The sequence below is a fragment of the Streptomyces sp. NPDC056738 genome (assembly GCF_042790435.1).
Taxonomy (GTDB): domain Bacteria; phylum Actinomycetota; class Actinomycetes; order Streptomycetales; family Streptomycetaceae; genus Streptomyces.
In genome coordinates, this window is record NZ_JBHTZF010000003.1 from 435,295 (window position 1) to 459,619 (window position 24,325).

Consider the following 24,325-nt stretch of genomic DNA (forward strand, 5'->3'; position numbering starts at 1 on the left):
GCTGAACTGGGCGAACTGTTGGCGAAGGAGAGAGCGCGGCACCATGACGGACACGGTCCCCCCTGCGCAGGTGACGCGCCCCGGGCTGCGGGAGCGCAAGAAGCAGCGCACCCGGGACGCGCTGCTGCGGGCCGCCCTCGAACTGTTCACGACCCAGGGTTACGAGGAGACCACGGTCGACGAGATCGCCGAGGCCGTCGACGTCTCCCAGCGCACCTTCTTCCGCTACTTCGCGGGCAAGGAGGACGCGGCCCTGTTCCTGCAGCGGCTCTCGGAGTCGCATTTCATCGCCGCGGTGCGCGAACGGCCGCCCCACGAGGCACCGTTGGAGGCGCTGCGGCGCGCCGTGCTGGAGAGCTGGGACACCATCGGCGAGGCGATCGAGGCGGTGGTGCCCATCGAACTGCACATGCGCACCTACCAATTGATCGAATCGACCCCGGCGCTGCTCGCGGTGCACCTGCGCCGCTCGGAGGAGATCGAGGAGGAGATCGCGCGGCTCATCGCCGAACGCGAGGGCCTCGACGTGGACAGGGACCCGCGTCCGCGCATCGCGGTCGCGGTGTTCGGCGGGGTGATGCGCGTCACGGGCCGGCTGTGGGGGGCCGGCGAGGACACCAGCGTCGAGGCGATCCGTGAGCTGACCGCGGCCTATCTCGACCACGTGGGGCCCGCGTTGGCGGAGAAGTGGGGCCCCGCCCCGCGGTGACGCCGGGCCCTGCCCCGCGGTGACGCCCGCCCGCGCGATCCGGCACCTCTCACCCAGGCCGATCGACGCATGCCCGTGTACGGAACCTCACGGACGCCCGCGCTCGTTGTAGAGGTGACGTGCGCGCGAGATGTGCCACGTGGGCCTCCGGGTCATCACAACACCCCCGTACGGAGCGTCACATATCGCACACGCATAGCAGGAAAGCACGTACAGAGTGTCACCATTTAACTCAAACTGAACCCGGTTTGCCCCAATCACCCCATCAGAAACGTGATCCCAGTCACTCGTTTAACGGGAGGCTCTTCACTTCTCCTAGGGTGTCCTCTCAGTGACTTCCTTCGACACCACTCCCCAACTCAACGTCTGGCGCGCTCTGCTCGCGCTGGCCGTGGTGTTCGTGATGCTGGCCACCAGTGGCTGGACCGCGCTCCACAGCCACCGGGCAGCCTCACCGCTCCAGGCGTCCCGCTCCGCGTGGGAACGCGGCAGCATCGCCGGGCACAAGCTGCCCGACCCGGACTCCGCTCCGGGGCTGCTGACGCATTTCTTCACCACGCTCGACACGCAGGAGCGTGCGGAGCTCGCTCACCGCTACCCGCTCGCGGTCGGCAACATGAACGGGGCGCCGGTGACCCTGCGCTACGCGGCGAACCGTCTCGCGCTCAAGCACGAGCGCACGGTCGAGCGCGGGCGCATGCACGACAACCGGCTGTCCTCGGTCGGCCAGTACGACGCCGGCCGCCGCATGCACCGCTACGAGGCGCTCCTGCACAAGGGCCGCAAGATCCTCGCCTTCGACCCCAACGGCTCGGGCCGCGTCGCCGAGGTCTTCGGCGACCTCGACAGGGCCGACCGCGTCTCGGTCGTGGTGCCCGGCGTGGACACCGACCTGCTCACCTTCCAGCGCACGTACAAGCAGTACGCGGCGCCGGTCGGCATGGCGGGCTCGCTGTACGCGGCGGAGCGCGCGGCCGACCCCGGCACGCGTACGGCCGTGATCGCGTGGGCCGACTACACGACGCCCAGCGGACTGGGCATCGACTCGGCCACCGCCATGCGGGCCGAGGACGGCGCGGTGCGGCTGAACGCGCTGCTGCGGGCACTGCCGGGCAGCTCCGAGGTGGCGCTGTACTGCCACAGCTACGGCTCGGTGCTGTGCGGGGTGGCGGCCTCGAAGCTGCCCGCCAGGGTCTCCGACATAGCGGTGGCCGGCAGCCCCGGCATGCGGGCGGCGAAGGCGGCGAACCTGCGCACGACCGCGCGGGTCTGGGCGATGCGCGACACGGACGACTGGATCCAGGACGTGCCGCACATGGAGGTCGGCGGCCTCGGGCACGGCGCGGACCCGGTCTCCAAGGGGTTCGGGGCACGGGTGCTGTCGGCCGAGGGGGCGAAGGGGCACGCCGGCTACTTCGAGCCGGGCACGGAGAGTCTCCGCAACTTCGCGGAGATCGGGATCGGTGCGTACCGCGCCGTCCGCTGTGCGCACGATGATGACGCCTGCCGGACGGGTTTGTCCGCCGGTGCGTCGGTCTGACGCGCGTAGAGGACGAAAAACTGCGGTCCGCCCAGAGAGGCGACGGAGGCTTGCGTGCCGCATACGATGGCCCGCATGGGTGACGTACTGGCCGGTTTTCATGCCGCCTGGGAGTTCGAGTCCGACTCCGTGCTCATCCGCTTCGAACGGGGGATCCGCACACCGAAGCTGTTCCAGGCGCTCGGCGAACGCCGTGTCCCCCTGGAGGCGATCGCTGCGGTGACGCTGACGCCCGGGAAGCGAGGCACGGTCGTTCTGCGTGCGGTGCCGAGGCCCGGCGCCGATCCGCTGATGGAAGCGGCCGCGGGACAGCTCAAGGAGGGGTGCGACCCCTATCGGCTGGTGCTGCCCGCCGACCGCGAGACGCTCGCCGAGTACTACGCGGACGAACTGCGCGGACAGCTCACCGGCGACGAGGAGCCGGCCGAGCGCTTCCTCGTGAAGCCGCCCGAGGGGCCGCTGACCTTCAAGGCCTACGACGGGAAGGCCACCTTCGACGGCAAGACGGTGTCCTTCCGGTGGTTCTGGACGGGCGCGTCCTCGGCGAAGTGGAAGGCCGGAGACCAGACGTTCCCGGTCTCCTCGCTGTGCGGGGTCGAATGGCGCTCGCCCGAGGTGTTCGAGGGGCATCTGCGGCTGCTGCGCCGGGACCCCGCCCCGGCACATCCCGCGCAGGCGGACCAGGACCCGGCGGCCGTCGTCTTCGGACTCGGGTACGGGCCCGTCCACGAGTCGCTGCCGTTCGCGGCGGCCGTGCTCGCCGCCGCGCGCTCCGCGAGTCCCGCTCCGGTGGACGCGGTCCCGGCGCCGCACCGCGACCCGGCCGACATCGCCGACCGGATCCGGCATCTCGGGGAGCTCCACGAGGCGGGGCTCGTCACGGACGAGGAGTTCTCCGTGAAGAAGGCGGAACTGCTCGCCCAGCTCTGAGGCACGGGTGCCCCGAAGGGGGCCCTCGCCTCAGGAGCGCTCGGCGGCGAGGGCCTGGCCCGCGTCGCCGTAGAAGCCGATCTTCCGGTCGAGCACGGCCAGGGTGTCCTGGAGCTCGGCGATCCGGGCCCGGACGTCCCGGCGGGTGGCTTCCAGGAGTTCGTAGCGCTCCCTGTACGTGTGGTCGCCGGCACGCACCATCTCCGCGTAGCGGACCATGTCGGCGACCGGCATCCCGGTGAGCCGGAGCTTGCCGACGAGGCCCAGCCAGTCCAGGTCGCGGTTGCTGTAGCGGCGCTGGCCGGTGTGCGAGCGGTCGATGTGCGGCATCAGCCCGATGCGCTCGTACCAGCGCAGGGTGTGCGCGCTGAGGCCGGTGAAGGCGACGACTTCGCTGATCGTGTAGTTGTCCCGGCCGTCCGGGCGCCGCGGCTCCTGCTCGGGGGGCTCGGCGCAGGTGTCGGTCCCGGTGGCCTCGGCTGTGGTCTCCATCACCGTCATGCCCCCACGCTAAAACCTTGGAGTGCACTCCAGGCAACCCGAACCGGCCGAAAACCCCAGGACATGGCCGGGAGACGCCGGTGACCGTGCTGATCGCCCCCGGCGGACAGCCCGCCCCCTCCATGCGGCCGGTCCTCCGGGGCACTTAGGGTCGGGGTATGTCCTTGCAGAGCCTGGCGCTGATCTCGAACTGGCCCGTCCCCACCGCCGCCGCAGCGGTCGTCCGGGCGGACGGCACCGTGGCCGGCACGCACGGTCCCGGCGGGCACCGGTTCGCGCTGGCGTCCGTGACCAAGCCGCTCGCCGCGTACGCCGCTCTCGTCGCGTACGAGGAGGGCGCCATCGAGCTCGACGAACCCGCGGGACCCGCCGGTTCGACGGTCCGCCATCTGCTCGCGCACACCTCGGGTCTGGCCTTCGACGAGCACCGGGCGACCTTCACGCCCGGTGAGCGGCGGCTGTACTCCAACGCCGGCTTCGAGGTGCTCGGGGACCACATCGCCAAGGCGGCCGACATGCCCTTCGCGGAGTACGCGCGCCAGGCGGTCCTCGAACCGCTCGGCATGACCGCGACGACGCTGGACGGTTCGCCCGCCAAGGACGGCGTCTCGACGGTGGACGACCTCGTCCGCTTCGCCGCCGAGCTGCAGGCGCCCCGGCTGCTGGACCCGCGCACGGTCGCGGAGGCGATGACCGTCCAGTACCCCGGCACCAAGGGCGTCCTTCCGGGGTACGGCCACCAGAACCCCAACGACTGGGGGCTCGGCTTCGAGATCCGCGACTCCAAGTCGCCGCACTGGACGGGGAACGCGTCCTCGGCGCGCACCTTCGGCCACTTCGGGCAGGCCGGTACGTTCCTGTGGGTCGACCCGGCCGTGGGCGCCGCCTGCGTCGCGCTGACCGACCGGACCTTCGGCCCCTGGGCGGTCGAGGCGTGGACCCCGTTCACGGACGCGGTACTGGCCGACCTCGCGGCCTCCTGACGCGGGCCGGCGTCAGCCGACCGTCATCTCCCACACCAGCAGCTCCGCCGGCGCGCCCGCGACCAGTTCCAGGTCCTTCGCGTCCGTGACCCGGGCCGCGTCCCCCTCCCCCAGTTCCACGCCGTCAAGCCGGACCTCACCGCGCACGACGTGGACGTACACGTAGGACCCGTCCGGGACCGCCGTGCGCTCGCCCGCCGTCAGCCGGCGGACATGGAGCATGGCGCCCGCCTCGGGGACGGCGTACGGGGTGGAGTCGGCGATGCCGCGGACGGTCTCGTAGGCGGGGTCGCCGCCCGGCTCCAGCGGGGCCAGCCACATCTGGACGAAGACCAGCGGCAGCTCGCCGTCGTTGCGCTCGACGTGACGGACTCCGCCCGCCGAGCTCAGCCGCTGGACGTCGCCGTGCCGCAGCACCGACACGTTCCCCGCCGAGTCGCGGTGGGTCAGTTCGCCCTCCACCACCCAGGTGACGATCTCGGTGTGGCTGTGCGGGTGCTCGTCGAAGCCCGCGCCGGGGGCGAGCCGCTCCTCGTTGCAGGCGATGACCGCGCCGAAGCGGAGGTTGTCGGGGTCGTAGTGCGGGCCGAAGGAAAAGGCGTGGAGCGAGGAGATCCCGGCCGCCGGGTCTCCTCCGCGGTAGCGCTCGTCGGCGCGGCGGACGTCCATCACCCCACCACGGTAGCCGTGGCCGGGCGGCGGCTCCTCGCTTACTTGCGACCCGCCGCCGCACGGCTCCGTCCGGATAAGGCAGTCTTGTCCCGTGCCCGAACCCGAAGCCAGCAACACCGAGCGCCCAGCGCACGACGTCGACTCGCACACCGCGACCCTCAAGCGGCTGGAGAAGTCGGCCGGCAGTCTCGCCGCCCAGGCCATCACGCGCATGGACGAGACGCTGCCGTGGTACCGGGCCATGCCACCGGAGAACCGGTCGTGGATCGGGCTGGTCGCCCAGGCCGGTATCGCGGCCTTCACGGAGTGGTTCCGGCACCCGGACGCCCCGCAGGCCATCTCCACGGACGTCTTCGGCACCGCGCCACGCGAGCTGACCAGGGCCATCACGCTGCGCCAGACGGTGGAGATGGTGCGGACGACAATCGAGGTCATGGAATCGGCCATCGACGAGGTGGCGGCACCCGGCGACGAGTCCGTGCTGCGCGAGGCACTCCTCGTGTACGCCCGCGAGATCGCCTTCGCCACCGCCCAGGTGTACGCGCAGGCCGCGGAGGCGCGCGGCGCCTGGGACGCCCGGCTCGAGTCGCTCGTGGTGAACGCGGTGCTCTCCGGCGAGGCCGACGAGGGCGCCGTCTCCCGGGCCGCCGCGCTCGGCTGGAACTCGCCCGAACATGTCTGCGTGGTGCTGGGCACGGCACCCGACGGTGACAGCGAGCTGACCGTCGAGGCGATCCGGCGGGCGGCACGGCACGCCAAGCTGCAGGTGCTGACGGGAGTGCTCGGGGACCGGCTGGTGGTCATCGCGGGCGGCAGCGACAACCCGCTGGCCGTCGCCAAGTCGCTGATCGGTCCGTACGCCGCCGGATCGGTGGTCGCGGGCCCGATCGTGCCCGATCTGCTGGCCGCGACCCGGTCCGCGCAGGCCGCGGCGGCCGGGCTCAAGGCGTGTTTCGCCTGGCAGGACGCCCCTCGCCCGGTGCTGGCGGACGATCTGCTGCCGGAGCGCGCGATCGCCGGAGACCCGTCGGCCCGCGAGCAGTTGGTGGAGGAGATCTACAGACCGCTGGAGGAGGCGGGCTCGGCGCTCCTGGAGACGCTCAGCGTCTATCTGGAACAGGCGAGCAGCCTCGAAGGCGCGGCCCGCATGCTGTTCGTCCATCCCAACACCGTGCGCTACCGGCTCCGACGTGTGACTGACGTCACCGGCTGGTCGCCCTCGGATGTTCGATCGGCGTTCACGCTGCGGATCGCGCTGATCCTGGGGCGTCTGGCCGATGGAGATCCACAAACCTAGGCTTTTGTCGGGCCCCTACAATTCCCCCTCGTGTTCTTCGTCCCTGTCCCCACGGGCGGCCGTGGCCGTCCACAAGAGAGAGTGTGAGAGTGCTCGTACTCGTCGCTCCCGGCCAGGGCGCTCAGACGCCCGGCTTCCTGACTCCTTGGCTCGACCTCCCCGGCGCCGCCGAACGCCTCGCCGCGTGGTCGGACGCCATCGGGCTGGACCTTGCCCACTACGGCACCCAGGCCGACGCGGACGCGATCCGTGACACGGCCGTCGCGCAGCCGCTCCTGGTCGCCGCCGGTCTCCTGTCCGCCGCCGCCCTCGGTGACGTCACCCCCGGTGCCGTCGCCGGCCACAGCGTCGGCGAGATCACCGCGGCCGCGTTCGCGGGAGTGCTCGACGACACCGCCGCGCTGGACCTCGTACGCAAGCGCGGCCTCGCGATGGCCGACGCCGCCGCCATCACGCAGACCGGTATGTCGGCGCTGCTCGGCGGTGACCCCGACACGACGGTCGCGCACCTGGAGAAGCTCGGGCTGACCCCGGCGAACGTGAACGGCGCCGGCCAGATCGTGGCCGCCGGCACGCTGGAGCAGCTCGCCGCCCTGGAGGCGGACAAGCCCGAGGGTGTCCGGCGGGTCGTGGCCCTGAAGGTGGCGGGCGCGTTCCACACCCACCACATGGCCCCCGCGGTCGACGCGCTGGCGAAGGCCGCCGAGGAGCTGACCCCGGGCGACCCGCGGGTCACGTACGTCTCGAACCGTGACGGCCAGGCGGTGGCCTCCGGTGCCGAGGTCCTCTCCCGCCTGGTCGGCCAGGTCGCCAACCCGGTCCGCTGGGACCTGTGCATGGAGACCTTCCAGGAGCTCGGCGCGACCGCGCTGATCGAGGTGTGCCCCGGCGGCACGCTGACCGGTCTGGCCAAGCGCGCGCTGCCCGGTGTCACGACGCTGGCCCTGAAGACCCCCGACGACCTGGACGCGGCTCGCGAACTCATCGCCGAGCACGGCGCAGCCTGAGGAGCCCGAGAGCATGACGAAGATCAAGGCACCCAAGGGCGCTCCGTTCGCGCGCATCCTCGGCGTCGGCGGCTACCGTCCCGTCCGGGTGGTGCCCAACGAGGTGATCCTGGAGACGATCGACTCGTCCGACGAGTGGATCCGTTCGCGCTCCGGCATCGAGACCCGGCACTGGGCCTCCGACGAGGAGACGGTGGCCGCGATGTCGGTCGAGGCGTCCGGCAAGGCCATCGCCGACGCCGGGATCGACGCCGACCAGATCGGCGCCGTGGTGGTCTCCACCGTGTCGCACTTCGCGCAGACCCCCGCCATCGCCACCGAGATCGCCGACAAGCTCGGCACGAACAAGGCCGCGGCCTTCGACATCTCGGCCGGCTGCGCGGGCTTCGGCTACGGCCTGACCCTCGCCAAGGGCATGATCGTCGAGGGTTCCGCGGAGTACGTCCTCGTCATCGGCGTGGAGCGGCTGTCCGACCTCACCGACCTGGAGGACCGCGCGACGGCCTTCCTGTTCGGCGACGGCGCGGGCGCGGTCGTCGTGGGTCCCTCGCAGGAGCCTCACATCGGCCCGACCGTCTGGGGCAGCGAGGGCGACAAGGCCGGCACGATCAAGCAGACCGTGCCGTGGGACCGCTTCCGGGTCGGCGACGTCTCCAATCTCCCGCTCGACTCCAAGGGCGAGATCAAGTTCCCTGCCATCACGCAGGAGGGCCAGGCGGTGTTCCGCTGGGCCGTGTTCGAGATGGCGAAGGTCGCACAGCAGGCGCTGGACGCGGCCGGGATCAGCCCGGACGACCTGGATGTCTTCATTCCCCACCAGGCCAACGAGCGGATCATCGACTCGATGGTGAAGACGCTGAAACTGCCGGGACACGTCACGGTCGCGCGTGACGTGCGCACCACCGGCAACACCTCGGCCGCCTCGATCCCGCTCGCGATGGAGCGGCTTCTGGCGACCGGTGAGGCGAAGAGCGGCGACACCGCGCTCGTCATCGGCTTCGGGGCGGGTCTCGTGTACGCCGCGACGGTCGTTACCCTCCCCTAGGCACTCCGTACCGGATCATCCGGTCCGTACGGAATATCGCCACCCCTCTGGAAACACACCGAAGGAGCGCCTGACATGGCCGCCACTCAGGAAGAGATCGTCGAAGGTCTCGCCGAGATCGTCAACGAGATCGCCGGGATCCCCACCGAGGACGTCCAGCTGGACAAGTCCTTCACCGACGACCTGGACGTCGACTCGCTGTCCATGGTCGAGGTCGTCGTCGCCGCCGAAGAGCGCTTCGACGTCAAGATCCCGGACGACGACGTCAAGAACCTCAAGACGGTCGGCGACGCGACCGACTACATCCTCAAGCACCAGGCCTGATCTTCCGGTCACCTGGGCCGACCGTCCGGGGCCGCCGGGGCCGTGTGCCCTGGTTCCCCCGGGCTGATGCCCCGCCACCCGGCGGTGGCGCCGCTGAATCCTCGTATCCGTTGGAGAAAGAATTCCCGTGAGCCCGACCAATCGCACCGTGGTCGTCACCGGTATCGGCGCAACCACACCGCTGGGTGGCGACGCAGCCTCTACCTGGGAGGGCCTGATCGCCGGACGTTCCGGCGTCCGCCCTCTCGAGCAGGAGTGGGCCGCCGACCAGGCTGTCCGTATCGCGGCGCAGATCGCCGTGGAGCCGGGCGAGGTCATTCCCCGCCCGCAGGCCCGCCGTCTCGACCGCTCGGCGCAGTTCGCGCTGATCGCGGCCAAGGAGGCCTGGGCAGACGCCGGTTTCACCGACAAGGCGGGCGAGGACCAGAGCGTCGACCCCGACCGGCTGGGCGCGGTCATCGCCTCCGGCATCGGTGGTGTCACGACCCTGCTCGACCAGTACGACGTGCTGAAGGAGAAGGGCGTACGCCGCGTCTCCCCGCACACCGTTCCGATGCTGATGCCGAACGGCCCGTCCGCCAACGTGGGCCTCGCCGTGGGCGCCCGCGCCGGTGTGCACACCCCGGTCTCCGCCTGCGCCTCCGGCGCCGAGGCCATCGGCTACGCCATCGAGATGATCCGCACGGGCCGCGCCGACGTCGTCGTCGCCGGTGGCACCGAGGCGGCCATCCACCCGCTTCCCATCGCCGCGTTCGGCAACATGATGGCGATGTCCAAGAACAACGACGACCCCGAGGGTGCCTCGCGCCCGTACGACGTGGCCCGTGACGGCTTCGTCCTCGGCGAGGGCGCCGGTGTGCTCGTCCTGGAGTCCGCCGAGCACGCCGCCAAGCGTGGTGCCCGGGTGTACGCCGAGGCGGTCGGCCAGGGCATCTCGGCCGACGCGCACGACATCGTGCAGCCGGAGCCCGAGGGCCGCGGCATCTCGCACGCCCTGCAGAACCTGCTCGACAACACCGACCTGGACCCGGCCGAGATCGTGCACGTGAACGCGCACGCCACCTCGACGCCCGCCGGTGACGTGGCCGAGCTGAAGGCGCTGCGCAAGGTGTTCGGCGACGACGCCGACCACTTCGCGGTCTCGGCGACGAAGTCGATGACCGGTCACCTCCTCGGTGGCGCCGGTGGCATCGAGTCGGTCGCGGCCGTGCTCGCGCTGTACCACCGTCTCGCGCCGCCGACCATCAACGTGGAGAACCTCGACCCCGAGGCCGAGGCCGCCGCGGACATCGTGCGCGGCGAGGCCCGCAAGCTGCCCGTCGAGGGCCGTATCGCCGCGCTGAACGACTCGTTCGGCTTCGGCGGGCACAACGTGGTGCTGGCGTTCCGTTCGGTCTGACTCCGGTTTCCTCCTCCGTACGGCGTGTGGCCCGTACCCCTGGTCCCAGGGGTACGGGCCACACGCCGTTCGAAGACCGGTGACGTCGGGGTCCCTGACGGAGCCTCACGCCTCCGTGCGTCACACCACCTGGTGCAGCCAGCGGACCGGGGCGCCCTCGCCCGCGTAGCGGAAGGGCTCCAGCTCGTCGTCCCAGGGCTTGCCGAGGAGTTTGGCGAGGTCGGCCTCCAGGTCGCTCTCGCCGCGCTGGGAGCGCAGGAGCGCGGCGCGCAGCCGGTCCTCGGGGATGAGGATGTCGCCGTGGATGCCGGTGACGGCGTGGAAGATGCCGAGTTCGGGGGTGCAGCTGTAGCGCTCGCCCTCGGCGGTGGGGCAGGGTTCGGCGGTGACCTCGAAGCGCAGCAGGTGCCAGCCGCGCAGCGCGGAGGCGAGCTTGGAGGCGGTGCCGGCCTCGCCCTTCCAGGAGAACTCGGATCTCCAGGTGCCCGGCGCGGCGGGCTGCCGGATCCAGTCGAGGTTGACGCGTGTGCCGAGCACCCCCGCGACCGCCCACTCGACATGCGGACACAACGCGCGGGGCGCGGAGTGCACGTAGAGAACTCCACGTGTCGTCACTGGGGCCTCCGGACAGAGCGAGACATCTTGTAACTTAGCGGAACGGCAGTGGCAGGGCGGCCACGTGGCGAGGCTACCCTGCGGCGGCGCAAGGAGTGTGACGTACCGTCGGTCCAAGCGCCGTGAACCTCCGAGGTTTCACCCGGCGGGACGTGTCCGGACTCCCCTGCCGGGACTCCGGGCCCGCCTTCCGGGCGGAGCCGGTCACACCGCGGAACCGTGGCGCGACCGACCGTGTACGACGTGGTGCGACCGACCGCGCGGAGCGGATGCCGACCAACCCTGTACAACGAACGAGGAGACCAGGGGATGCGGAATCGCAGCCACCGTTCGCGGGCCGTCCTCGCCGCCGCCGCCGCGGCGGCGCTCCTGGGCACCGCCGCCTGCGACTCCTCGGCGCCCGGCGGGACCGGGAGGATGCGGCCGTCGGCGAGGCCCACGCCGGTGTGGGACCGCAGTCCGGACTCCATGGCCGCGGTCGGCGACTCGATCACCCGCGGTTTCGACGCGTGCAGCGTGCTCTCCGACTGCCCCGAGGTGTCGTGGGCGACGGGCAGCGATCCGCGGGTCGACTCGCTCGCCGTACGGCTGCTCGGCACGACGGGGGCGGCCGAGCGGAGCTGGAACTACGCGGTGACCGGAGCGCGGATGGCGGACCTTCCCGGCCAGATGGCCGAGGCGGTGACCCGTAGGCCGGAGCTGGTCACGGTGATGGCGGGCGCCAACGACGCGTGCCGGTCCTCCACCTCCGCGATGACGCCCGTGGCCGACTTCCGTACCGGGTTCCAGGACGCGCTGCGGACGCTGCGCCGGACCCTGCCCAGGACGCAGGTGTACGTGTCGAGCGTGCCGGATCTGAAGCGGCTCTGGTCGGAGGGGCGGGGCAGCGCGCTGGGCAAGCAGGTGTGGAAGCTGGGCATCTGCCCCTCGATGCTCGGGGACGCCGACTCGCTGAACGCGGCGGCGACCCTGCGGCGTGGGCAGGTGCAGGACCGGGTGAAGGCGTACAACCAGGTGCTGCGCGAGGTGTGCGCCAAGGACCGGCGCTGCCGCTTCGACGGGAACGCCGTCTTCGACTTCCGCTTCGGCACGGATCAGTTGAGCCACTGGGACTGGTTCCATCCGAGCAGGGACGGTCAGGCGCGACTCGCGGAGATCGCCTACCGGACCGTCACGGCACGCGAGCCCGTGACCTAGGGTTTCCCTCATGAGTGAACTTTTCGGCACACTTTCCGACGGCACCCCGGTCCATCGCTGGACGCTGGAGCGCGCCGGGGTCCGGGTGCGTGTGCTCACGTACGGCGGGATCGTGCAGTCGGCCGAGGTGCCGGACCGGGACGGGCGGGCCGTGGACGTGACCCTGGGCTTCTCCGCCCTGGAGGGGTACACGGCCCATCCCGAGCCGTATCTCGGCGCGCTGGTCGGGCGGTACGCGAACCGGATCGGGGGCGCCCGTTTCACCCTGGAGGGGGTGACCCACCGCCTGGAGCCGAACAACGGGCCCAACTCCCTGCACGGCGGCGACGGCGGTTTCGACAAGCGCGTGTGGGACGCGGAGCCGGTCGAACACGGGGTCCGGCTCTCCCGGGTCAGCCCGGACGGCGAGGAGGGCTTCCCGGGGCGCCTGGAGGTCTCGGCGACGTACACGCTGGACGAGCGGGGGGCGCTGCGGATCGCCTACGAGGCGGTCACCGACGCGCCGACGGTGGTGAACCTGACGAACCACACGTACTGGAACCTCGCCGGCTCCGGCAGCGCGCTCGGGCACGAACTCCGGCTCGACGCGTCCCGGTTGACCAGGGTGGACGACACCCTCATCCCGACCGGGGAACTCGACCCGGTCGAGGGCACCCGCTTCGACTTCCGCGAGTCCCGCAAGACCGGCGCGGGATACGACCACAACTACGTGCTCGACAAGGGGCTCACGGCCGATCCGGTGGAGGTGGCCGAACTGTACGACCCGGCGTCCGGGCGGGTGCTCACGGTCGCGACCACCGAACCCGGGCTCCAGCTCTACACCGCGGACCACCTGGGCGAGCCCTTCGCCCCGAACGACGGCATCGCGCTGGAGACCCAGCACTTCCCCGACTCCCCCAACCGGCCGGCCTTCCCGAGCACCGAGCTGCGGCCGGGCGCGGTGTACCGCTCGCAGACGGTGTACGGGTTCTCCGTACGGCCCTAGGGCCGCCCCGAGGACGTGGTCCCGGAGGGCGCCGGGGGAGAAAACGGCGGGCCCCGGTCCGGATGTCAGGTTCCGGGCCGGGGCCGGCCGAAGGGGGGCGCGACGTCTACGCCTCGACGATCGTGCTCAGACGGCGGTCCAGAAGGGAACGACCTGCCTGAACCTCGTACAAACCCTTCACGAACGCCCACGTGTCCGCCGCGGTGTCCCAGACCTCGAAGGCGCGGCGCGGGAGCTCCACGACGGCCTCGGCGCTCTCGCCGGGGGCGGCCTCGACTCCGGCGAATCCGGCGAGCGCCCGCGCGGGCCGGTCGGCGCCGGGTTCCACCGGGGCGAGGTAGACCTGCACGACCTCGCGCCCGGCCCGCCGGCCGGAGTTGCGGACCCGGACGGTGACGGTGGTGCCCTCGACCTCGATGGACTCGTACGTCCAGTCGGTGTAGCCGAGACCGTGCCCGAACGGGTACGAGGGGGTCCTGCCCTCCTTCTCCCAGGCGCGGTAGCCGATGAAGACGTCCTCGGTGTACGGGAGTTCGCCGTCGGCCGGGGTGACCCGGGTGACCGGGGCGTCGGCCAGGGCGCCCCAGGTGGTGGGGAGGCGGCCGCCCGGCTCGTGGGCGCCGGTGAGGACGTCGGCGAGGGCGGCGCCGCCCTCCTGGCCCGGGAACCAGCTCAGGAGCACGGCGGCGACCTCCTCGCGCCACGGGAGTTCCACCGGGGAGCCGGAGTTCACGACGACGACGGTGTTGGGGTTGGCGGCGGCCACGGCGTGGACCAGTTCGTCCTGGCGGCCGGGGAGCCCGAGGTCCGCGCGGTCGAAGCCCTCGGACTCGACGCGGTCGGTGGTGGCGACCACGACGACGGCGGTGTCGGCGGCGCGGGCCGCCTCGACCGCCTCGGCGATCAGTTCGTCGGCGCCGCGCACGGGCTCCTGGTGGGCGAGGGAGAAGCCGACGACCTTCATCGGGACGCCCTCGGGGACCGTGACGACATGGGTGAGGGAGACCTCCACCGGCTCGCCCGCGGCGAGTTCGGCCCGGCCGCGCGGGACGGGGGCGCCGAAGAACGTCACGAACGGGTCGTCCTTCTCGGCGCCCTGGACGCCGTCGAAGTACGTCGTGCCGCCGACGGTGAGGGTGAACGCGCCGAGGCCCTTGATGCCGAACGTGTGCGGGCCGGAGTCGCGCGGGGTGAGGGTGCCGGTGAGTTCGACGCTGTGCAGGTTCGCGTGTGTGACCCCTTCGGGCAGGTCGTCGCCCATCCACTGGATCTGGCCGTTCGGGGCGGAGGCGGTGGCGATGATCGCGCCGGCGGCGTCGCGGCACACCGCGCGCAGCTCGAACCCCTTGTCGGCGACGGGGAGTTCGACGGCGAGGTCGGCGCCGACGGCGTAGGTCACCGTGCCCTCGGGGAGCGCGGCGGTGAGGCCGTCGAGGGGCGAGACGATCCGGGCGGGGAAGACGGTGGCCGAGCCGCCGCCGAGGACGCGTGCGTCGCGGGCGGCGGCACCGATGAGGGCGACCCGGTGGCCCGCGGGGAGCGGCAGGGCGCCTTCGTTGCGGACGAGGACGAAGCCGCGGCGGGCCACCTCGCGGGCCAGCGCCGGCCCGTCCACGGCCGCGGGCGCCTCGGTCACCACGGGTTCGGCGCCCTCCAGGGCGCCGACGCGGGCGGCGAGCCGGAGCACGTTGCGCACGGCGGCGTCGAGGGTGGCCTCCGCCACGTCCCCGGCGCGCACGGCGGCGGCGAGCGGTTCCCCGTAGACGGTGAGGGGGCCGGGCATGGCGACGTCGAGGCCGCCCTCGATCGCCGCCCTGGTGTCGCGGGCGGCCATCCAGTCGGAGACGTTGAATCCGTCGAAGCCCCATTCGCCGCGCAGGACGTCGTTCACGAGACGGCGGTGCTCGCTCATGGTCGTGCCGTTGACCGAGTTGTAGGCGGTCATCACGCCCCACGGGCGGGCCTTCTCGACGATGGTCTCGAAGGGCGCCAGGTACAGCTCGCGCAGGGCGCGTTCGGAGACGAGGTTGTCCACGGTGAAGCGGTCGGTCTCGGCGTCGTTGGCGACGAAGTGCTTGACCGTGGTGGCGACCCCGCCGGACTGCACACCGCGGACGTAGCCGGCGCCGATCGCGCCGGTCAGGAGCGGGTCCTCGCTGTAGGCCTCGAAGTGGCGGCCGCCGAGCGGCGAGCGGTGGAGGTTGACGGTGGGGGCGAGCAGGACGTGGACGCCCTTGCGGCGCGCCTCCTGGGCGAGCAGCGTGCCGGCGCGGCGGGCCAGCTCCGGGTCCCAGGAGGCGGCGAGCGCGGTGGGCGAGGGGAGCGCGACGGAGGGGTCGTCGGCGGTCCAGCGGACGCCGCGGACGCCGATCGGGCCGTCGGACATGACGAGGGGCCTCAGCCCGATCTCGGGGAGTCCGGGCAGCGTCCACATGTTCCGCCCGGACAGCAGCCGGGCCTTCGCGTCCAGGCCGAGCCGGGCGAGCGCCGCCTCGACGACGGCCTCACGGGCCGCGTCCGCCTCCGCGCCGTCCGCCCCCGCGCCGTTCGGGTCCTTCGCCGTCTCCACCGCAGCGTCCGCCATGCCGGCACCTCCTCGTCGAAAACCGTCGGTCCCCAACATCGCGCATTCGGCCCCGCCGGGCGAGAGCCTGACGGCGGGACAGCAGGCCCGGGGGCCGGGCGGTCCGGGCGGTCCGAGGGTCCGGGGGGCGACGGGAGGCGGTCTAGAGGGCGAGGGGGAGCGTCCCGGTCACGGGGTGGCGCTCTGCTCCTCGGAGGCGGTGTCGGCGTCCGGTTCGGCGTCGCCCTCCTGGATCTCCTCGCCGAGCAGGTCCCGGGCCATCAGGGTGGCGCCCGCGACCGCTCCCGGCATCAGGAACACCGCGACGAACGGGACGAGGAAGGCCAGGCCCAGCGGGGTGCCGAAGCCCCAGACCAGCGTCTTGCGGGAGCGGAGCAGCGCGAGGCGCGCCCGCAGGTCGACGTCACGGCGCTGCAGGGCGACGGCGACGAGTTCCTCGGTGAGGAAGAAGCCTGTCACGAAGAAGCCGAGCACCGGGACGACGGTCTGGCCGATGAACGGGACGAAGCCGAGCGCGAAGAGGAGGGTCGCCCACACCAGGGCCCGCGCGAGGATGCGAAGGCTGTCGCGCGCGGAGATCCACAGCTCGCGCCAGAGCGGCAGCCCGGACTCGGGGGCCGTGCCGTCCGGGGAGACGTCGCGGTCGACCTTCTCCGAGAGGCTCTCGTAGAAGGGCTGGCCTATGAGCAGGGTGACCGCGGTGAAGGTGAGGACGGCGAGGAGGAGGGCCAGGGCGAACAGGACGGCGGTGAGGAAGCCGCGGAACAGACCGTCCCAGGGGCTGCTCCAGTCGTCCGCGAACGGCGTCGCCCAGGTGACGAAGTCCTCCCCGTACACGCCGAGGGCGACCAGCGCCGCCGCGTAGAGGACGAGCGTGACGAGTCCGGGCAGCAGCCCGAACCCGAAACTCTTCCCGTGCCGGGCCACCCACCGCTGGCCGCGCAGCAGATAGCCGAAACCCACCCCAAGATCGCGCATGGGGAGACCCTATCGGGGCGCAGCGCCGGGCCACAGCCCGTGGTGGCGGCGGCCGTGGCCGCCCGGTCCGCCGCCCATCCCGAAGCGGGCACCTCCCGGTTCGCCGCCACCCCGGAAGCGGGTGCCGCCCGGTCCGCCGCCACCCCGGAAGCGGGTGCCGCCCGGTCCGCCGCCACCCCGGGGGCGGCGCCGCGCGGCGGTCCGCCGCCGCCCGCCGCCGCCCCGCCGGGATCAGAGCTTGACGATCATCTTTCCGATGTTGTCGCCGCGCAGGACGCCGAAGAACGCCTCCACGTTGTTCTCGATGCCCTCGACGACCGTCTCGGCGTACTTCAGCTCGCCGGAGCGGATCCAGGCGCCGACCTCGCGCACGAACTCCGGCTGGAGGTCGTACTGGTCGCCGACGAGGAAGCCCTGGATGCGGCCGCGGGTCTGGATCAGCCGGGCCAGGTTCCGCGGGCCCGGGGCGGGCTCGGTGCTGTTGTAGACAGAGATCATGCCGCAGATGGCGATGCGGCCGTCCCGGTTCAGGGAGCCGATGGCGGCCTCCAGGTGGTCGCCTCCCACGTTGTCGAAGTAGACGTCGACGCCGTCGGGCGCGGCCTCGCGGAGCTGCTGGGAGACCGGGCCGTTCTTGTAGTTGAAGGCCGCGTCGAAGCCGTACTCCTCGACGAGCAGCTTGACCTTCTCGTCGGAGCCGGCCGAGCCGATGACGCGCGAGGCGCCCTTGAGCTTGGCGATCTGGCCGACCTGGCTGCCGACGGCACCGGCCGCGCCCGACACGAAGACGGAGTCGCCCTCCTTGAAGGAGGCGGTGCGCAGGAGCCCGGCGTAGGCGGTGAGGCCGGTCATGCCGAGGACGCCGAGGTACGTCGACAGCGGCGCGGCCTCCGGGTCCACCTTGACGGCCTGCTTGGCGTCCACGACGGCGTACTCGCGCCAGCCGAGGAAGTGCAGCACGTGGTCGCCGACCTCGATGCCCTCGGCGTTCGAGGCGACGACCTCGCCGACCGCGCCGCCCTGCATGGTCTTGCCGAGCTCGAAGGGGGCGACGTAGGACTTGGCGGCGCTCATACGGCCGCGCATGTACGGGTCGACGGAGACGTAGGCGTTGCGGACCAGGACCTCGCCGGGACCCGGCTGCCGGACCTCGGCCTCGACCAGGGCGAAGTCGGCGGGCTCGGGCCAGCCGACCGGACGGCTGACCAGGTGCCATTCACGGCCGGTGGAGGGAAGCTGGGGGGTCTCGGACATGAGGGGTGCGCCTTTCGCGGTGACCGGCGGGGGGAATTACTTAAGTACCTCAAACAATGAGTACCTGAAACAACGATGCTCATGAATATTTCATGATGTCAAGTAACGCGGTACGATCGAGGGCATGGCCACCCCCAAGAGACCACGGATCGACCCCTTGACCCTGGAGGTCGTCGAACTGATCGGCACGGTGGTGGCCCGCTACCACGAGGAGTACGAGCACGCGGCCGCCGAACACGCCCTCACCGGCGCGCAGGCGCGGCTGCTGAGCCTGCTCTCGCTGGAGCCGCTGCCGATGCGCCGTCTGGCGCGGCAACTGCGGTGCGAGCCGTCCAACGTCACGGGCATCGTGGACCGGCTGGAGACGCGGGGGCTGGTGGAGCGCCGCCCCGACCCGGCGGACCGCCGGGTGAAGCTGGCGGCGGCGACGGCCGAGGGCCGCAGAATCGCCGGCGGGCTGCGCGACTCGCTCGACTTCGCCCGCGAACCCCTGGCGGAGCTCTCGGACCGGGAACGGCTGGCCCTGCGCGACCTGCTGCGCCGCATGCTGGGCGAGACCCCGGAGGGCGCGGGCGGCGGCGCCTGAGGGCGCGAGCGCCGAGAAGGGCACCTGGCCGGCCGGAGGCAGGGCCAGGACACGGGAGGGCCCGGAGACGGGACGGACGGCCCGGAGACGGGACGGACGACCCCGAGACGCGACGGACGACCCGGAGACGGGTCGACCCGTAAGCCGGAGAACCGGAGGAAGGTCAGCCCGTGCCGGGCGGCACCCTCACGTGCACCACCACAGGAAGCGGTTGCAGTCGCCCGAGGACGAGGGCGCGGGCGTGGGCGCCGACGTGGTCGGTCCCGTGGTGGCGGGGGCCGACGTACCCGGGGCCGCGGGAGTGGCCGCCGGGGCCGATGTGGACCGGCCCGGGAGGGTGCCCGCGGTCGCGGACCCGCCGCTCCCGGCGCTCTTCTCGCTCGTCGCCGACGCGGAGGCGGAGGACGAGGCGGAGGCGGATCCGGAGGCCGACGGCGAGGAGGTGGACGTACGTCCGGCCGAGGGGGACTTGGAGGGCGAGCCCTTCTTGAGCACGGACGCCGCCGGCGAGGCCGAGCCGTCGGGCGACTCCGCCGCGGCGGGGCTGGGGCCGAGCCCGGGCGCGTCGACGCCGAGTTCGGCGAGGCTCAGACCGCCGGCCGCCAGGACGAAGCCGACGGCTATGTACAGGGTGCGGCGGCGCCGGCGGCGGTGCGCGGCGGCCTTGCGGTCGCGGCGGCTGGCACCGGCCGGACCCCTCGCCCCCCGCGGGTCGCCCTCACTCCCGGCCTCGGTGTCCACGACAGGGCCACGTCGGCGCGCGGCACGCCGGGAGCGCCACTCGACGTCACGGTCGCCACCGTCGTCGCCGTGGTGCGCGTCGGTGTCCGCGTCTGCCGGCGGGCGCGCGCCGGCGTCCTCGGCGTCCGCGCCGAGTTCGTCGACCGGGGTGCCGCACCCGGGACAGGCGAGGGCGCCGTTGAGGTGCCTGCGGCACACGTGGCAGTAGTCCATGACGCGGGAAGACTAGGGTCACCGCCGGTAACGTTCCTAGGCGCAGTTGTGAAGATGTTGTGCGGAATCGATTATTCCGGTCCGTCGGACCCGGGCACCCCCGAACATTCCCCGCCATCCTGCGCCCATCGCGTCGAAACCGATATGCGCGCGACCCATTGACACTCCCCGGGCGGCGTCCTTACTGTCACGCCAGCATTTCGAACGTGTGACGAAATTTCGAACAGAGCTGAAAGCACAGGGGGCAACTGCCGTGCGCATCACGGGAATCACCACACACGTGGTCGGGACACCCTGGCGGAACCTGACCTACGTCCAGGTGCACACCGACGAGGGCATCACCGGGGTCGGCGAGACCCGCATGCTGGGCCACACCGACGCGCTGATCGGCTATCTGCACGAGGCGCAGGCCAACCATATTCTCGGCTCCGACCCGTTCGCGGTCGAGGACCTGGTCCGCCGCATGAAGTACGGCGACTACGGGCGCGCCGGAGAGATCGTGATGTCCGGCATCGCCGTCATCGAGATGGCCTGCTGGGACATCAAGGGCAAGGCGCTCGGGGTGCCGGTCTGGCAGCTTCTCGGCGGCAAGGTCACCGACAGGGTCAAGGCCTACGCCAACGGCTGGTACACCACCGAACGCACCCCGGAGGCCTACCACAAGGCCGCCCAGGAGGTCGTCGCCCGGGGTTACAAGGCCCTCAAGATCGACCCCTTCGGCACCGGGCACTTCGAGCTGGACCACGAGGCCACGCTGTACTCGGTGTCGCTCATCGAGGCGGTGCGCGACGCGATCGGGCCCGAGACCGAGCTGATGCTGGAGATGCACGGCCGTTTCTCACCGTCCACCGCCGTCCGGCTGGCCCACGAGCTCGCCCCCTTCAAGCCCGCGTGGCTGGAGGAGCCGGTGCCGCCGGAGAACCTCAAGGCGCTGGAGAAGGTGGCCGCCAAGGTCGACATGCCCCTCGCCACGGGCGAGCGGATCCACGACCGCATCGAGTTCCGCGAGCTCTTCGAGAGCCAGGCGGTCGACATCATCCAGCCCGACGTCGGCCACATCGGCGGCATCTGGGAGACCCGGAAACTGGCCGCGACCGCCGAGACCCACTACATGCTGGTCGCGCCGCACAACGTCGGCGGGCCGGTCCTGACCGCCGCGTCCCTCCAGGTCGGCTTCACCTCGCCGAACTTCAAGATCCTGGAGCACTTCAACGACTTCGCCGACGCGGAGATCAAGAAGGTCGTCAAGGGCGCCCCGCAGGTCGTGGACGGCTACTTCGAGCTGTCCCACGAGCCGGGACTCGGCGTGGAGCTGGACGTCGACGCGGCGGCCGAGTTCCCCCAGCAGCAGGCCCGGTTCGACCTGTGGGCCGACGGCTGGGAGCAGCGCAAGCCCAAGGGGTCGAAGTGAGCACCGCGGTCCTCGTCGAGGGTCCCGGCGAGCACCGGCTGGTCCCGCACGAGCCGGTCCGGCCCGCGGCGGGCGAGGCGCTCGTGCGGGTGCACGCGGTCGGCATCTGCGGCAGCGACCGCGAGGTCTACCAGGGCAACCGGCCCGAGGGCTACGTCCGCTATCCCCTGACGCCGGGTCACGAGTGGTCCGGGACCGTCGAGGAGGTCGGCGCCGGTGTCCCGGCGACGCTCGTCGGCCGCAAGGTCGTCGGCGAGGGCTTCCGCAACTGCCAGGTCTGCGACCGCTGCCACGCGGGCGAGACGACGTTGTGCACGGCCGGGTACGAGGAGACGGGCTTCACCGTTCCCGGGGCGATGGCGAGCACGCTGACGCTGCCGGCCAGGCTGCTGCACGTCCTGCCCGACGACGCCGATCTGACGGCCGCCGCCCTGCTGGAGCCGGCCGCCTGCATCGCGGCCGCCGCGCTCAAGGCGAACGCCCGGCCCGGTGAGCGGGTGGCCGTGGTGGGCACCGGAACGCTCGGGATGTTCGCCGTGCAGTTCCTGAAGGCGGGCTCCCCGGCCGAACTGCTCGTGGTGGGCACCCGCCCCGACCGGGCGGCGCTGTCGCGGGAGTTCGGCGCCACCGGGTTCCGCACCAGGGACCAGGAACTCCCCGACGACTTCGACGTCGTGATCGAGACCGCCGGGTCCGCGTCCGCCGCGCGCACCGCCGCCTCCCTGCTGCGGCGCGGCGGGCGCCTGGTCCTCACGGGGATCCCGGCGCCGGGTGCCGAGGGTCTCGACCCGACCGATCTCGTCGTACGGCAGTTGGAGGTGCACACCGTGTTCGGGGCTCCGCCGGAGGCCTGGGCGCACACGGTACGCGTCTTCGGCGCGGGTCTGCTGGACCCCTCCCCGCTGGTGACCCACGAGTTGCCGCTCGCCGCGTTCCCGGAGGCCATCGAACTGGTGGGTTCCGGTGATCCCAAGGTCGGCAAGGTCCTGCTGAAGCCGTGACCACCCGAGCCGTACGCCGGTACGGGGTTCCCTGACGGTCCCGTACCGGCGTACACCAGGCCTCGCGCGCCCGACGTCGCGAACCATGCCCGAAATATCGAACGATGAAGGACAGCTTGTGACCGACGCCTCTCCCACGGCGCCCCGTCGCCCCGGCGAGCCGGCCCTGGCCGCGCTCGGCCTGGCCGCGCCCGCCCTCGCCCCCGACGACGCCTCGCCGCACACCTTCCCCGGAGGCGGCCGCTGGCGCACCGAGGTCCCCTCCGTGGAGGGGCCCGAGGCGCTCGCCGTGGTCCTCAAGGAGGCCTCGCGGCTCGACGTGCCGATCCACCGGATCAGCCAGGGCAGCGGCATCTGGATGCTGACCGACGCCGAGATCACCGAGATGGTCGAGGCCACCGGTGAACGCGACATAGAGCTCTGCCTGTTCACCGGACCGCGCGGCATCTGGGACATCGGCGGCTCGACCCGCTCCGACTCGCGCGGCGGCGGGCTGCGCGCCCGCGGCCACGACGCGGTGGCCGGCTGTGTCGAGGACGCCGTCCGGGCGACGGAACTGGGCGTCAAGTGCCTGCTCGTCGCCGACGAGGGCGTGCTGTGGACGCTGCACCGGGCGCGCGTCGCCGGGATCCTGCCGGCCGACACGACGTTCAAGGTCTCGGCGCTGATCGGTCCGGTGAACCCGGCCTCGTACGCCGTGTACGAGAACCTCGGCGCCGACTCGCTGAACGTGCCGAGCGACCTGACCCTCGATCACCTCACCGAGATCCGGCGGGTCTCCGCCGCCCCCATGGACATGTACATCGAGGCCCCCGACGATCTCGGCGGGTACATCCGGATGTACGAGGTCGCCGAGCTGATCCGGCGCGGCGCACCGCTCTACCTGAAGTTCGGGCTGTCCAAGACCCCCGGGCTCTACCCGTACGGGCACCATCTGCGGGACCTGACCCTGAGCACGGCCAAGGAGCGGGTGCGGCGCGGCCGTCTCGCCCTTGACCTGCTGGCACGGCACGGCGCGGGCGGCGACATGGCCCCGCTCGGCACCCGTCTGCCCGGGACTCTCTCGCGGTTCGACACTCCCTCATAACGTTCGCACAAACCCCCTTCACACAAGCAGACACAGTCGCGCACAATCCAACACACCTTCTCGGCCTCACCTGTAACACTCCCGGAACATCCCAGCTCCGTGAGACTCCGCCCGGTCCAAGACATCAAGGATGATGATCATGCGTAACCGCAGAGCCGCACTCGCCGCCATAGCCGGAGCCGCCTCCCTCGCCCTGACCCTCACCGCCTGTGGCCAGAGCGGCGAAGGCGGCAGCAAGGAGGACAAGGGCAGCAGCAAGGGCGGGACGATCGGCATCGCGATGCCGACCAAGTCGTCCGAGCGCTGGATCGCCGACGGCAACAACGTCGTCAAGAACCTCCAGGCCAAGGGCTACAAGACCAAGCTGGTCTACGGCGAGGACGACCCGGACCAGCAGGTCTCGCAGATCGAGAACCTGATCACGCAGGGTGTCAAGGCGCTGATCGTGGCCGCCATCGACAACAAGTCCCTGAACAACGTGCTCCAGCAGGCCGCCGACGCCCACATCCCGGTCATCGCCTACGACCGTCTGATCCTCGGCTCGAAGAACGTCGACTACTACGCGTCCTTCGACAACTCGAAGGTCGGCGAGCTCCAGGGCAACTACATCCTGCAGAAGCTCGGCCTCGCGGACGGCTCCAAGAAGGGCCCGTTCAACCTCGAGCTCTTCGCCGGCTCGAACGACGACAACAACACGAAGTACTTCTTCGGCGGCGCGATGAAGGTGCTGCAGCCCTACATCGACAAGAAGCAGCTCGTCGTCCAGTCCGGCCAGACCGCGCTCAACCAGGTCACCACCCTGCGCTGGGACGGCGCGACCGCCCAGAAGCGCATGGACGACATCCTCACCAAGTCGTACTCCAGCAAGAAGGTCGACGCGGTCCTCTCCCCGTACGACGGCATCTCCATCGGCATCCTGTCGGCGCTGAAGTCGGACGACTACGGCTCCAAGAGCAAGCCGCTGCCGATCCTCACGGGCCAGGACGCCGAGCTGGCGTCGGTGAAGTCGATCATCGCGGGCGAGCAGACGCAGACGGTCTACAAGGACACCCGCGAGCTCGCCAAGATCGCTTCGACGATGGTCGACTCGGCCCTCAACGGCAAGAAGCCGGAGACCAACGACACCAAGACGTACGACAACGGCGCCAAGGTCGTTCCCGCCTACCTGCTCCAGCCGGTGAGCGTCGACAAGTCCAACTACCAGTCGGTCCTGGTCGACGGCGGCTACTACACGGCGGACCAGCTCAAGTAAGCGTCGAACCTTAC

At 71.7% G+C, this 24,325-nt stretch carries 23 protein-coding genes; 16 read left to right on the plus strand and 7 right to left on the minus strand.

Going from position 1 to position 24,325, the window contains the following annotated elements; translation table 11 throughout:
• The first annotated feature begins 43 nt into the window (after positions 1-43).
• From ACFRIC_RS09560 to ACFRIC_RS09570, 3 genes are all read left to right on the plus strand, one after another.
• Positions 44-709: a TetR family transcriptional regulator gene (locus ACFRIC_RS09560; RefSeq protein WP_382781975.1), complete on the plus strand. Its 666-nt coding sequence runs from the start codon at positions 44-46 to the stop codon at positions 707-709.
• A 331-nt stretch (positions 710-1,040) separates the two neighbouring features.
• Positions 1,041-2,249, plus strand: coding sequence for an alpha/beta hydrolase (locus ACFRIC_RS09565; protein WP_382781979.1), 1,209 nt, complete (start codon positions 1,041-1,043; stop codon positions 2,247-2,249).
• 75 nt (positions 2,250-2,324) lie between these two features.
• Positions 2,325-3,179, plus strand: a complete 855-nt coding sequence (locus tag ACFRIC_RS09570) for a DUF4429 domain-containing protein (protein ID WP_382781982.1) — start codon at positions 2,325-2,327, stop codon at positions 3,177-3,179.
• 30 nt (positions 3,180-3,209) lie between these two features.
• On the opposite strand, the gene ACFRIC_RS09575 is transcribed toward ACFRIC_RS09570, so the two are convergent.
• Positions 3,210-3,680, minus strand: a complete 471-nt coding sequence (locus ACFRIC_RS09575; RefSeq protein ID WP_382781985.1) for a MerR family transcriptional regulator — start codon at positions 3,678-3,680, stop codon at positions 3,210-3,212.
• A gap of 158 nt (positions 3,681-3,838) precedes the next feature.
• On the opposite strand from ACFRIC_RS09575, the gene ACFRIC_RS09580 reads away from it, so the two are divergent.
• Entirely contained in the window at positions 3,839-4,663 is an 825-nt protein-coding gene (locus ACFRIC_RS09580) for a serine hydrolase domain-containing protein (RefSeq protein WP_382781988.1), read from the plus strand.
• Between the two features lie 12 nt (positions 4,664-4,675).
• Here ACFRIC_RS09580 and ACFRIC_RS09585 read toward each other — a convergent pair whose 3' ends face one another.
• Entirely contained in the window at positions 4,676-5,332 is a 657-nt protein-coding gene (locus ACFRIC_RS09585; protein ID WP_382782752.1) for a pirin family protein, read from the minus strand.
• 94 nt (positions 5,333-5,426) lie between these two features.
• Here ACFRIC_RS09585 and ACFRIC_RS09590 point away from each other — a divergent pair, with 94 nt between their 5' ends.
• The 5 genes from ACFRIC_RS09590 (at position 5,427) to fabF (ending at position 10,407) form a co-directional block, all read left to right on the plus strand.
• A complete protein-coding gene (locus ACFRIC_RS09590; protein ID WP_382781991.1) occupies positions 5,427-6,632 on the plus strand; it encodes a PucR family transcriptional regulator in 1,206 nt (401 codons plus the stop codon).
• A gap of 89 nt (positions 6,633-6,721) precedes the next feature.
• The gene (locus ACFRIC_RS09595) at positions 6,722-7,639 is read left to right on the plus strand and encodes an ACP S-malonyltransferase (protein ID WP_382781994.1); all 918 of its coding nucleotides are present in this window, start codon (positions 6,722-6,724) and stop codon (positions 7,637-7,639) included.
• 13 nt (positions 7,640-7,652) lie between these two features.
• Positions 7,653-8,684, plus strand: coding sequence for a ketoacyl-ACP synthase III (locus ACFRIC_RS09600; protein WP_382781997.1), 1,032 nt, complete (start codon positions 7,653-7,655; stop codon positions 8,682-8,684).
• A 75-nt stretch (positions 8,685-8,759) separates the two neighbouring features.
• Positions 8,760-9,008 carry an acyl carrier protein gene (locus ACFRIC_RS09605; protein ID WP_028800941.1) on the plus strand — a complete coding sequence of 83 codons (249 nt, stop codon included), beginning with the start codon at positions 8,760-8,762 and terminating at the stop codon, positions 9,006-9,008.
• A 127-nt stretch (positions 9,009-9,135) separates the two neighbouring features.
• Positions 9,136-10,407: a beta-ketoacyl-ACP synthase II gene (gene fabF, locus ACFRIC_RS09610; protein WP_382782000.1), complete on the plus strand. Its 1,272-nt coding sequence runs from the start codon at positions 9,136-9,138 to the stop codon at positions 10,405-10,407.
• Positions 10,408-10,527: 120 nt separating this feature from the next.
• Here fabF and ACFRIC_RS09615 read toward each other — a convergent pair whose 3' ends face one another.
• Entirely contained in the window at positions 10,528-11,022 is a 495-nt protein-coding gene (locus ACFRIC_RS09615) for a DUF3145 domain-containing protein (protein ID WP_037623426.1), read from the minus strand.
• Positions 11,023-11,331: 309 nt separating this feature from the next.
• Between ACFRIC_RS09615 and ACFRIC_RS09620 the strand changes: the two genes are divergently transcribed.
• Positions 11,332-12,219, plus strand: a complete 888-nt coding sequence (locus ACFRIC_RS09620) for an SGNH/GDSL hydrolase family protein (RefSeq protein WP_382782002.1) — start codon at positions 11,332-11,334, stop codon at positions 12,217-12,219.
• A gap of 10 nt (positions 12,220-12,229) precedes the next feature.
• Positions 12,230-13,204 carry an aldose epimerase family protein gene (locus ACFRIC_RS09625; protein WP_382782005.1) on the plus strand — a complete coding sequence of 325 codons (975 nt, stop codon included), beginning with the start codon at positions 12,230-12,232 and terminating at the stop codon, positions 13,202-13,204.
• A 106-nt stretch (positions 13,205-13,310) separates the two neighbouring features.
• Here ACFRIC_RS09625 and ACFRIC_RS09630 read toward each other — a convergent pair whose 3' ends face one another.
• The 3 genes from ACFRIC_RS09630 to ACFRIC_RS09640 all read right to left on the minus strand — a co-directional run bounded on the left by ACFRIC_RS09630 (position 13,311) and on the right by ACFRIC_RS09640 (position 18,020).
• A complete protein-coding gene (locus ACFRIC_RS09630) occupies positions 13,311-15,788 on the minus strand; it encodes a beta-glucosidase (RefSeq protein WP_382782008.1) in 2,478 nt (825 codons plus the stop codon).
• Between the two features lie 168 nt (positions 15,789-15,956).
• On the minus strand, positions 15,957-16,766 hold the full coding sequence (locus ACFRIC_RS09635; protein WP_382782010.1) for an EI24 domain-containing protein: 810 nt from the start codon (positions 16,764-16,766) through the stop codon (positions 15,957-15,959).
• Positions 16,767-16,997: 231 nt separating this feature from the next.
• The gene (locus ACFRIC_RS09640) at positions 16,998-18,020 is read right to left on the minus strand and encodes an NADP-dependent oxidoreductase (RefSeq protein ID WP_382782013.1); all 1,023 of its coding nucleotides are present in this window, start codon (positions 18,018-18,020) and stop codon (positions 16,998-17,000) included.
• A gap of 124 nt (positions 18,021-18,144) precedes the next feature.
• On the opposite strand from ACFRIC_RS09640, the gene ACFRIC_RS09645 reads away from it, so the two are divergent.
• On the plus strand, positions 18,145-18,606 hold the full coding sequence (locus tag ACFRIC_RS09645) for a MarR family winged helix-turn-helix transcriptional regulator (RefSeq protein WP_382782015.1): 462 nt from the start codon (positions 18,145-18,147) through the stop codon (positions 18,604-18,606).
• 186 nt (positions 18,607-18,792) lie between these two features.
• Here ACFRIC_RS09645 and ACFRIC_RS09650 read toward each other — a convergent pair whose 3' ends face one another.
• Positions 18,793-19,560 (minus strand): hypothetical protein, encoded by a 768-nt coding sequence (locus ACFRIC_RS09650; RefSeq protein ID WP_382782018.1) that lies wholly within the window; start codon positions 19,558-19,560, stop codon positions 18,793-18,795.
• 253 nt (positions 19,561-19,813) lie between these two features.
• Between ACFRIC_RS09650 and ACFRIC_RS09655 the strand changes: the two genes are divergently transcribed.
• The 4 genes from ACFRIC_RS09655 (at position 19,814) to chvE (ending at position 24,311) form a co-directional block, all read left to right on the plus strand.
• Positions 19,814-20,971: a mandelate racemase/muconate lactonizing enzyme family protein gene (locus ACFRIC_RS09655; protein ID WP_382782020.1), complete on the plus strand. Its 1,158-nt coding sequence runs from the start codon at positions 19,814-19,816 to the stop codon at positions 20,969-20,971.
• Entirely contained in the window at positions 20,968-21,972 is a 1,005-nt protein-coding gene (locus tag ACFRIC_RS09660) for a zinc-binding dehydrogenase (protein WP_382782022.1), read from the plus strand. The genes ACFRIC_RS09655 and ACFRIC_RS09660 overlap by 4 nt, the downstream gene beginning before the upstream one ends.
• Positions 21,973-22,057: 85 nt before the next feature.
• A complete protein-coding gene (locus tag ACFRIC_RS09665) occupies positions 22,058-23,059 on the plus strand; it encodes a hypothetical protein (RefSeq protein WP_382782025.1) in 1,002 nt (333 codons plus the stop codon).
• Between the two features lie 139 nt (positions 23,060-23,198).
• Complete coding sequence (gene chvE / locus ACFRIC_RS09670; protein WP_382782028.1) at positions 23,199-24,311, plus strand: multiple monosaccharide ABC transporter substrate-binding protein; 1,113 nt, start codon at positions 23,199-23,201, stop codon at positions 24,309-24,311.
• Positions 24,312-24,325: the final 14 nt, after the last annotated feature.

Bases quoted from the DNA above. Each gene is read 5' to 3' on its own strand.
- ACFRIC_RS09630 (WP_382782008.1), bottom strand. From the start codon at position 15,788: ATGGCGGACGCTGCGGTGGAGACGGCGAAGGACCCGAACGGCGCGGGG.
- ACFRIC_RS09650 (WP_382782018.1), bottom strand. From the start codon at position 19,560: ATGGACTACTGCCACGTGTGCCGCAGGCACCTCAACGGCGCCCTCGCC.
- ACFRIC_RS09620 (WP_382782002.1), top strand. From the start codon at position 11,332: ATGCGGAATCGCAGCCACCGTTCGCGGGCCGTCCTCGCCGCCGCCGCC.
- ACFRIC_RS09580 (WP_382781988.1), top strand. From the start codon at position 3,839: ATGTCCTTGCAGAGCCTGGCGCTGATCTCGAACTGGCCCGTCCCCACC.
- ACFRIC_RS09645 (WP_382782015.1), top strand. From the start codon at position 18,145: ATGGCCACCCCCAAGAGACCACGGATCGACCCCTTGACCCTGGAGGTC.
- ACFRIC_RS09560 (WP_382781975.1), top strand. From the start codon at position 44: ATGACGGACACGGTCCCCCCTGCGCAGGTGACGCGCCCCGGGCTGCGG.
- ACFRIC_RS09625 (WP_382782005.1), top strand. From the start codon at position 12,230: ATGAGTGAACTTTTCGGCACACTTTCCGACGGCACCCCGGTCCATCGC.
- ACFRIC_RS09635 (WP_382782010.1), bottom strand. From the start codon at position 16,766: ATGCGCGATCTTGGGGTGGGTTTCGGCTATCTGCTGCGCGGCCAGCGG.
- chvE (WP_382782028.1), top strand. From the start codon at position 23,199: ATGCGTAACCGCAGAGCCGCACTCGCCGCCATAGCCGGAGCCGCCTCC.
- ACFRIC_RS09570 (WP_382781982.1), top strand. From the start codon at position 2,325: ATGGGTGACGTACTGGCCGGTTTTCATGCCGCCTGGGAGTTCGAGTCC.
- ACFRIC_RS09575 (WP_382781985.1), bottom strand. From the start codon at position 3,680: ATGACGGTGATGGAGACCACAGCCGAGGCCACCGGGACCGACACCTGC.
- ACFRIC_RS09585 (WP_382782752.1), bottom strand. From the start codon at position 5,332: ATGGACGTCCGCCGCGCCGACGAGCGCTACCGCGGAGGAGACCCGGCG.
- ACFRIC_RS09640 (WP_382782013.1), bottom strand. From the start codon at position 18,020: ATGTCCGAGACCCCCCAGCTTCCCTCCACCGGCCGTGAATGGCACCTG.
- ACFRIC_RS09600 (WP_382781997.1), top strand. From the start codon at position 7,653: ATGACGAAGATCAAGGCACCCAAGGGCGCTCCGTTCGCGCGCATCCTC.
- ACFRIC_RS09605 (WP_028800941.1), top strand. From the start codon at position 8,760: ATGGCCGCCACTCAGGAAGAGATCGTCGAAGGTCTCGCCGAGATCGTC.
- ACFRIC_RS09665 (WP_382782025.1), top strand. From the start codon at position 22,058: ATGCCCGAAATATCGAACGATGAAGGACAGCTTGTGACCGACGCCTCT.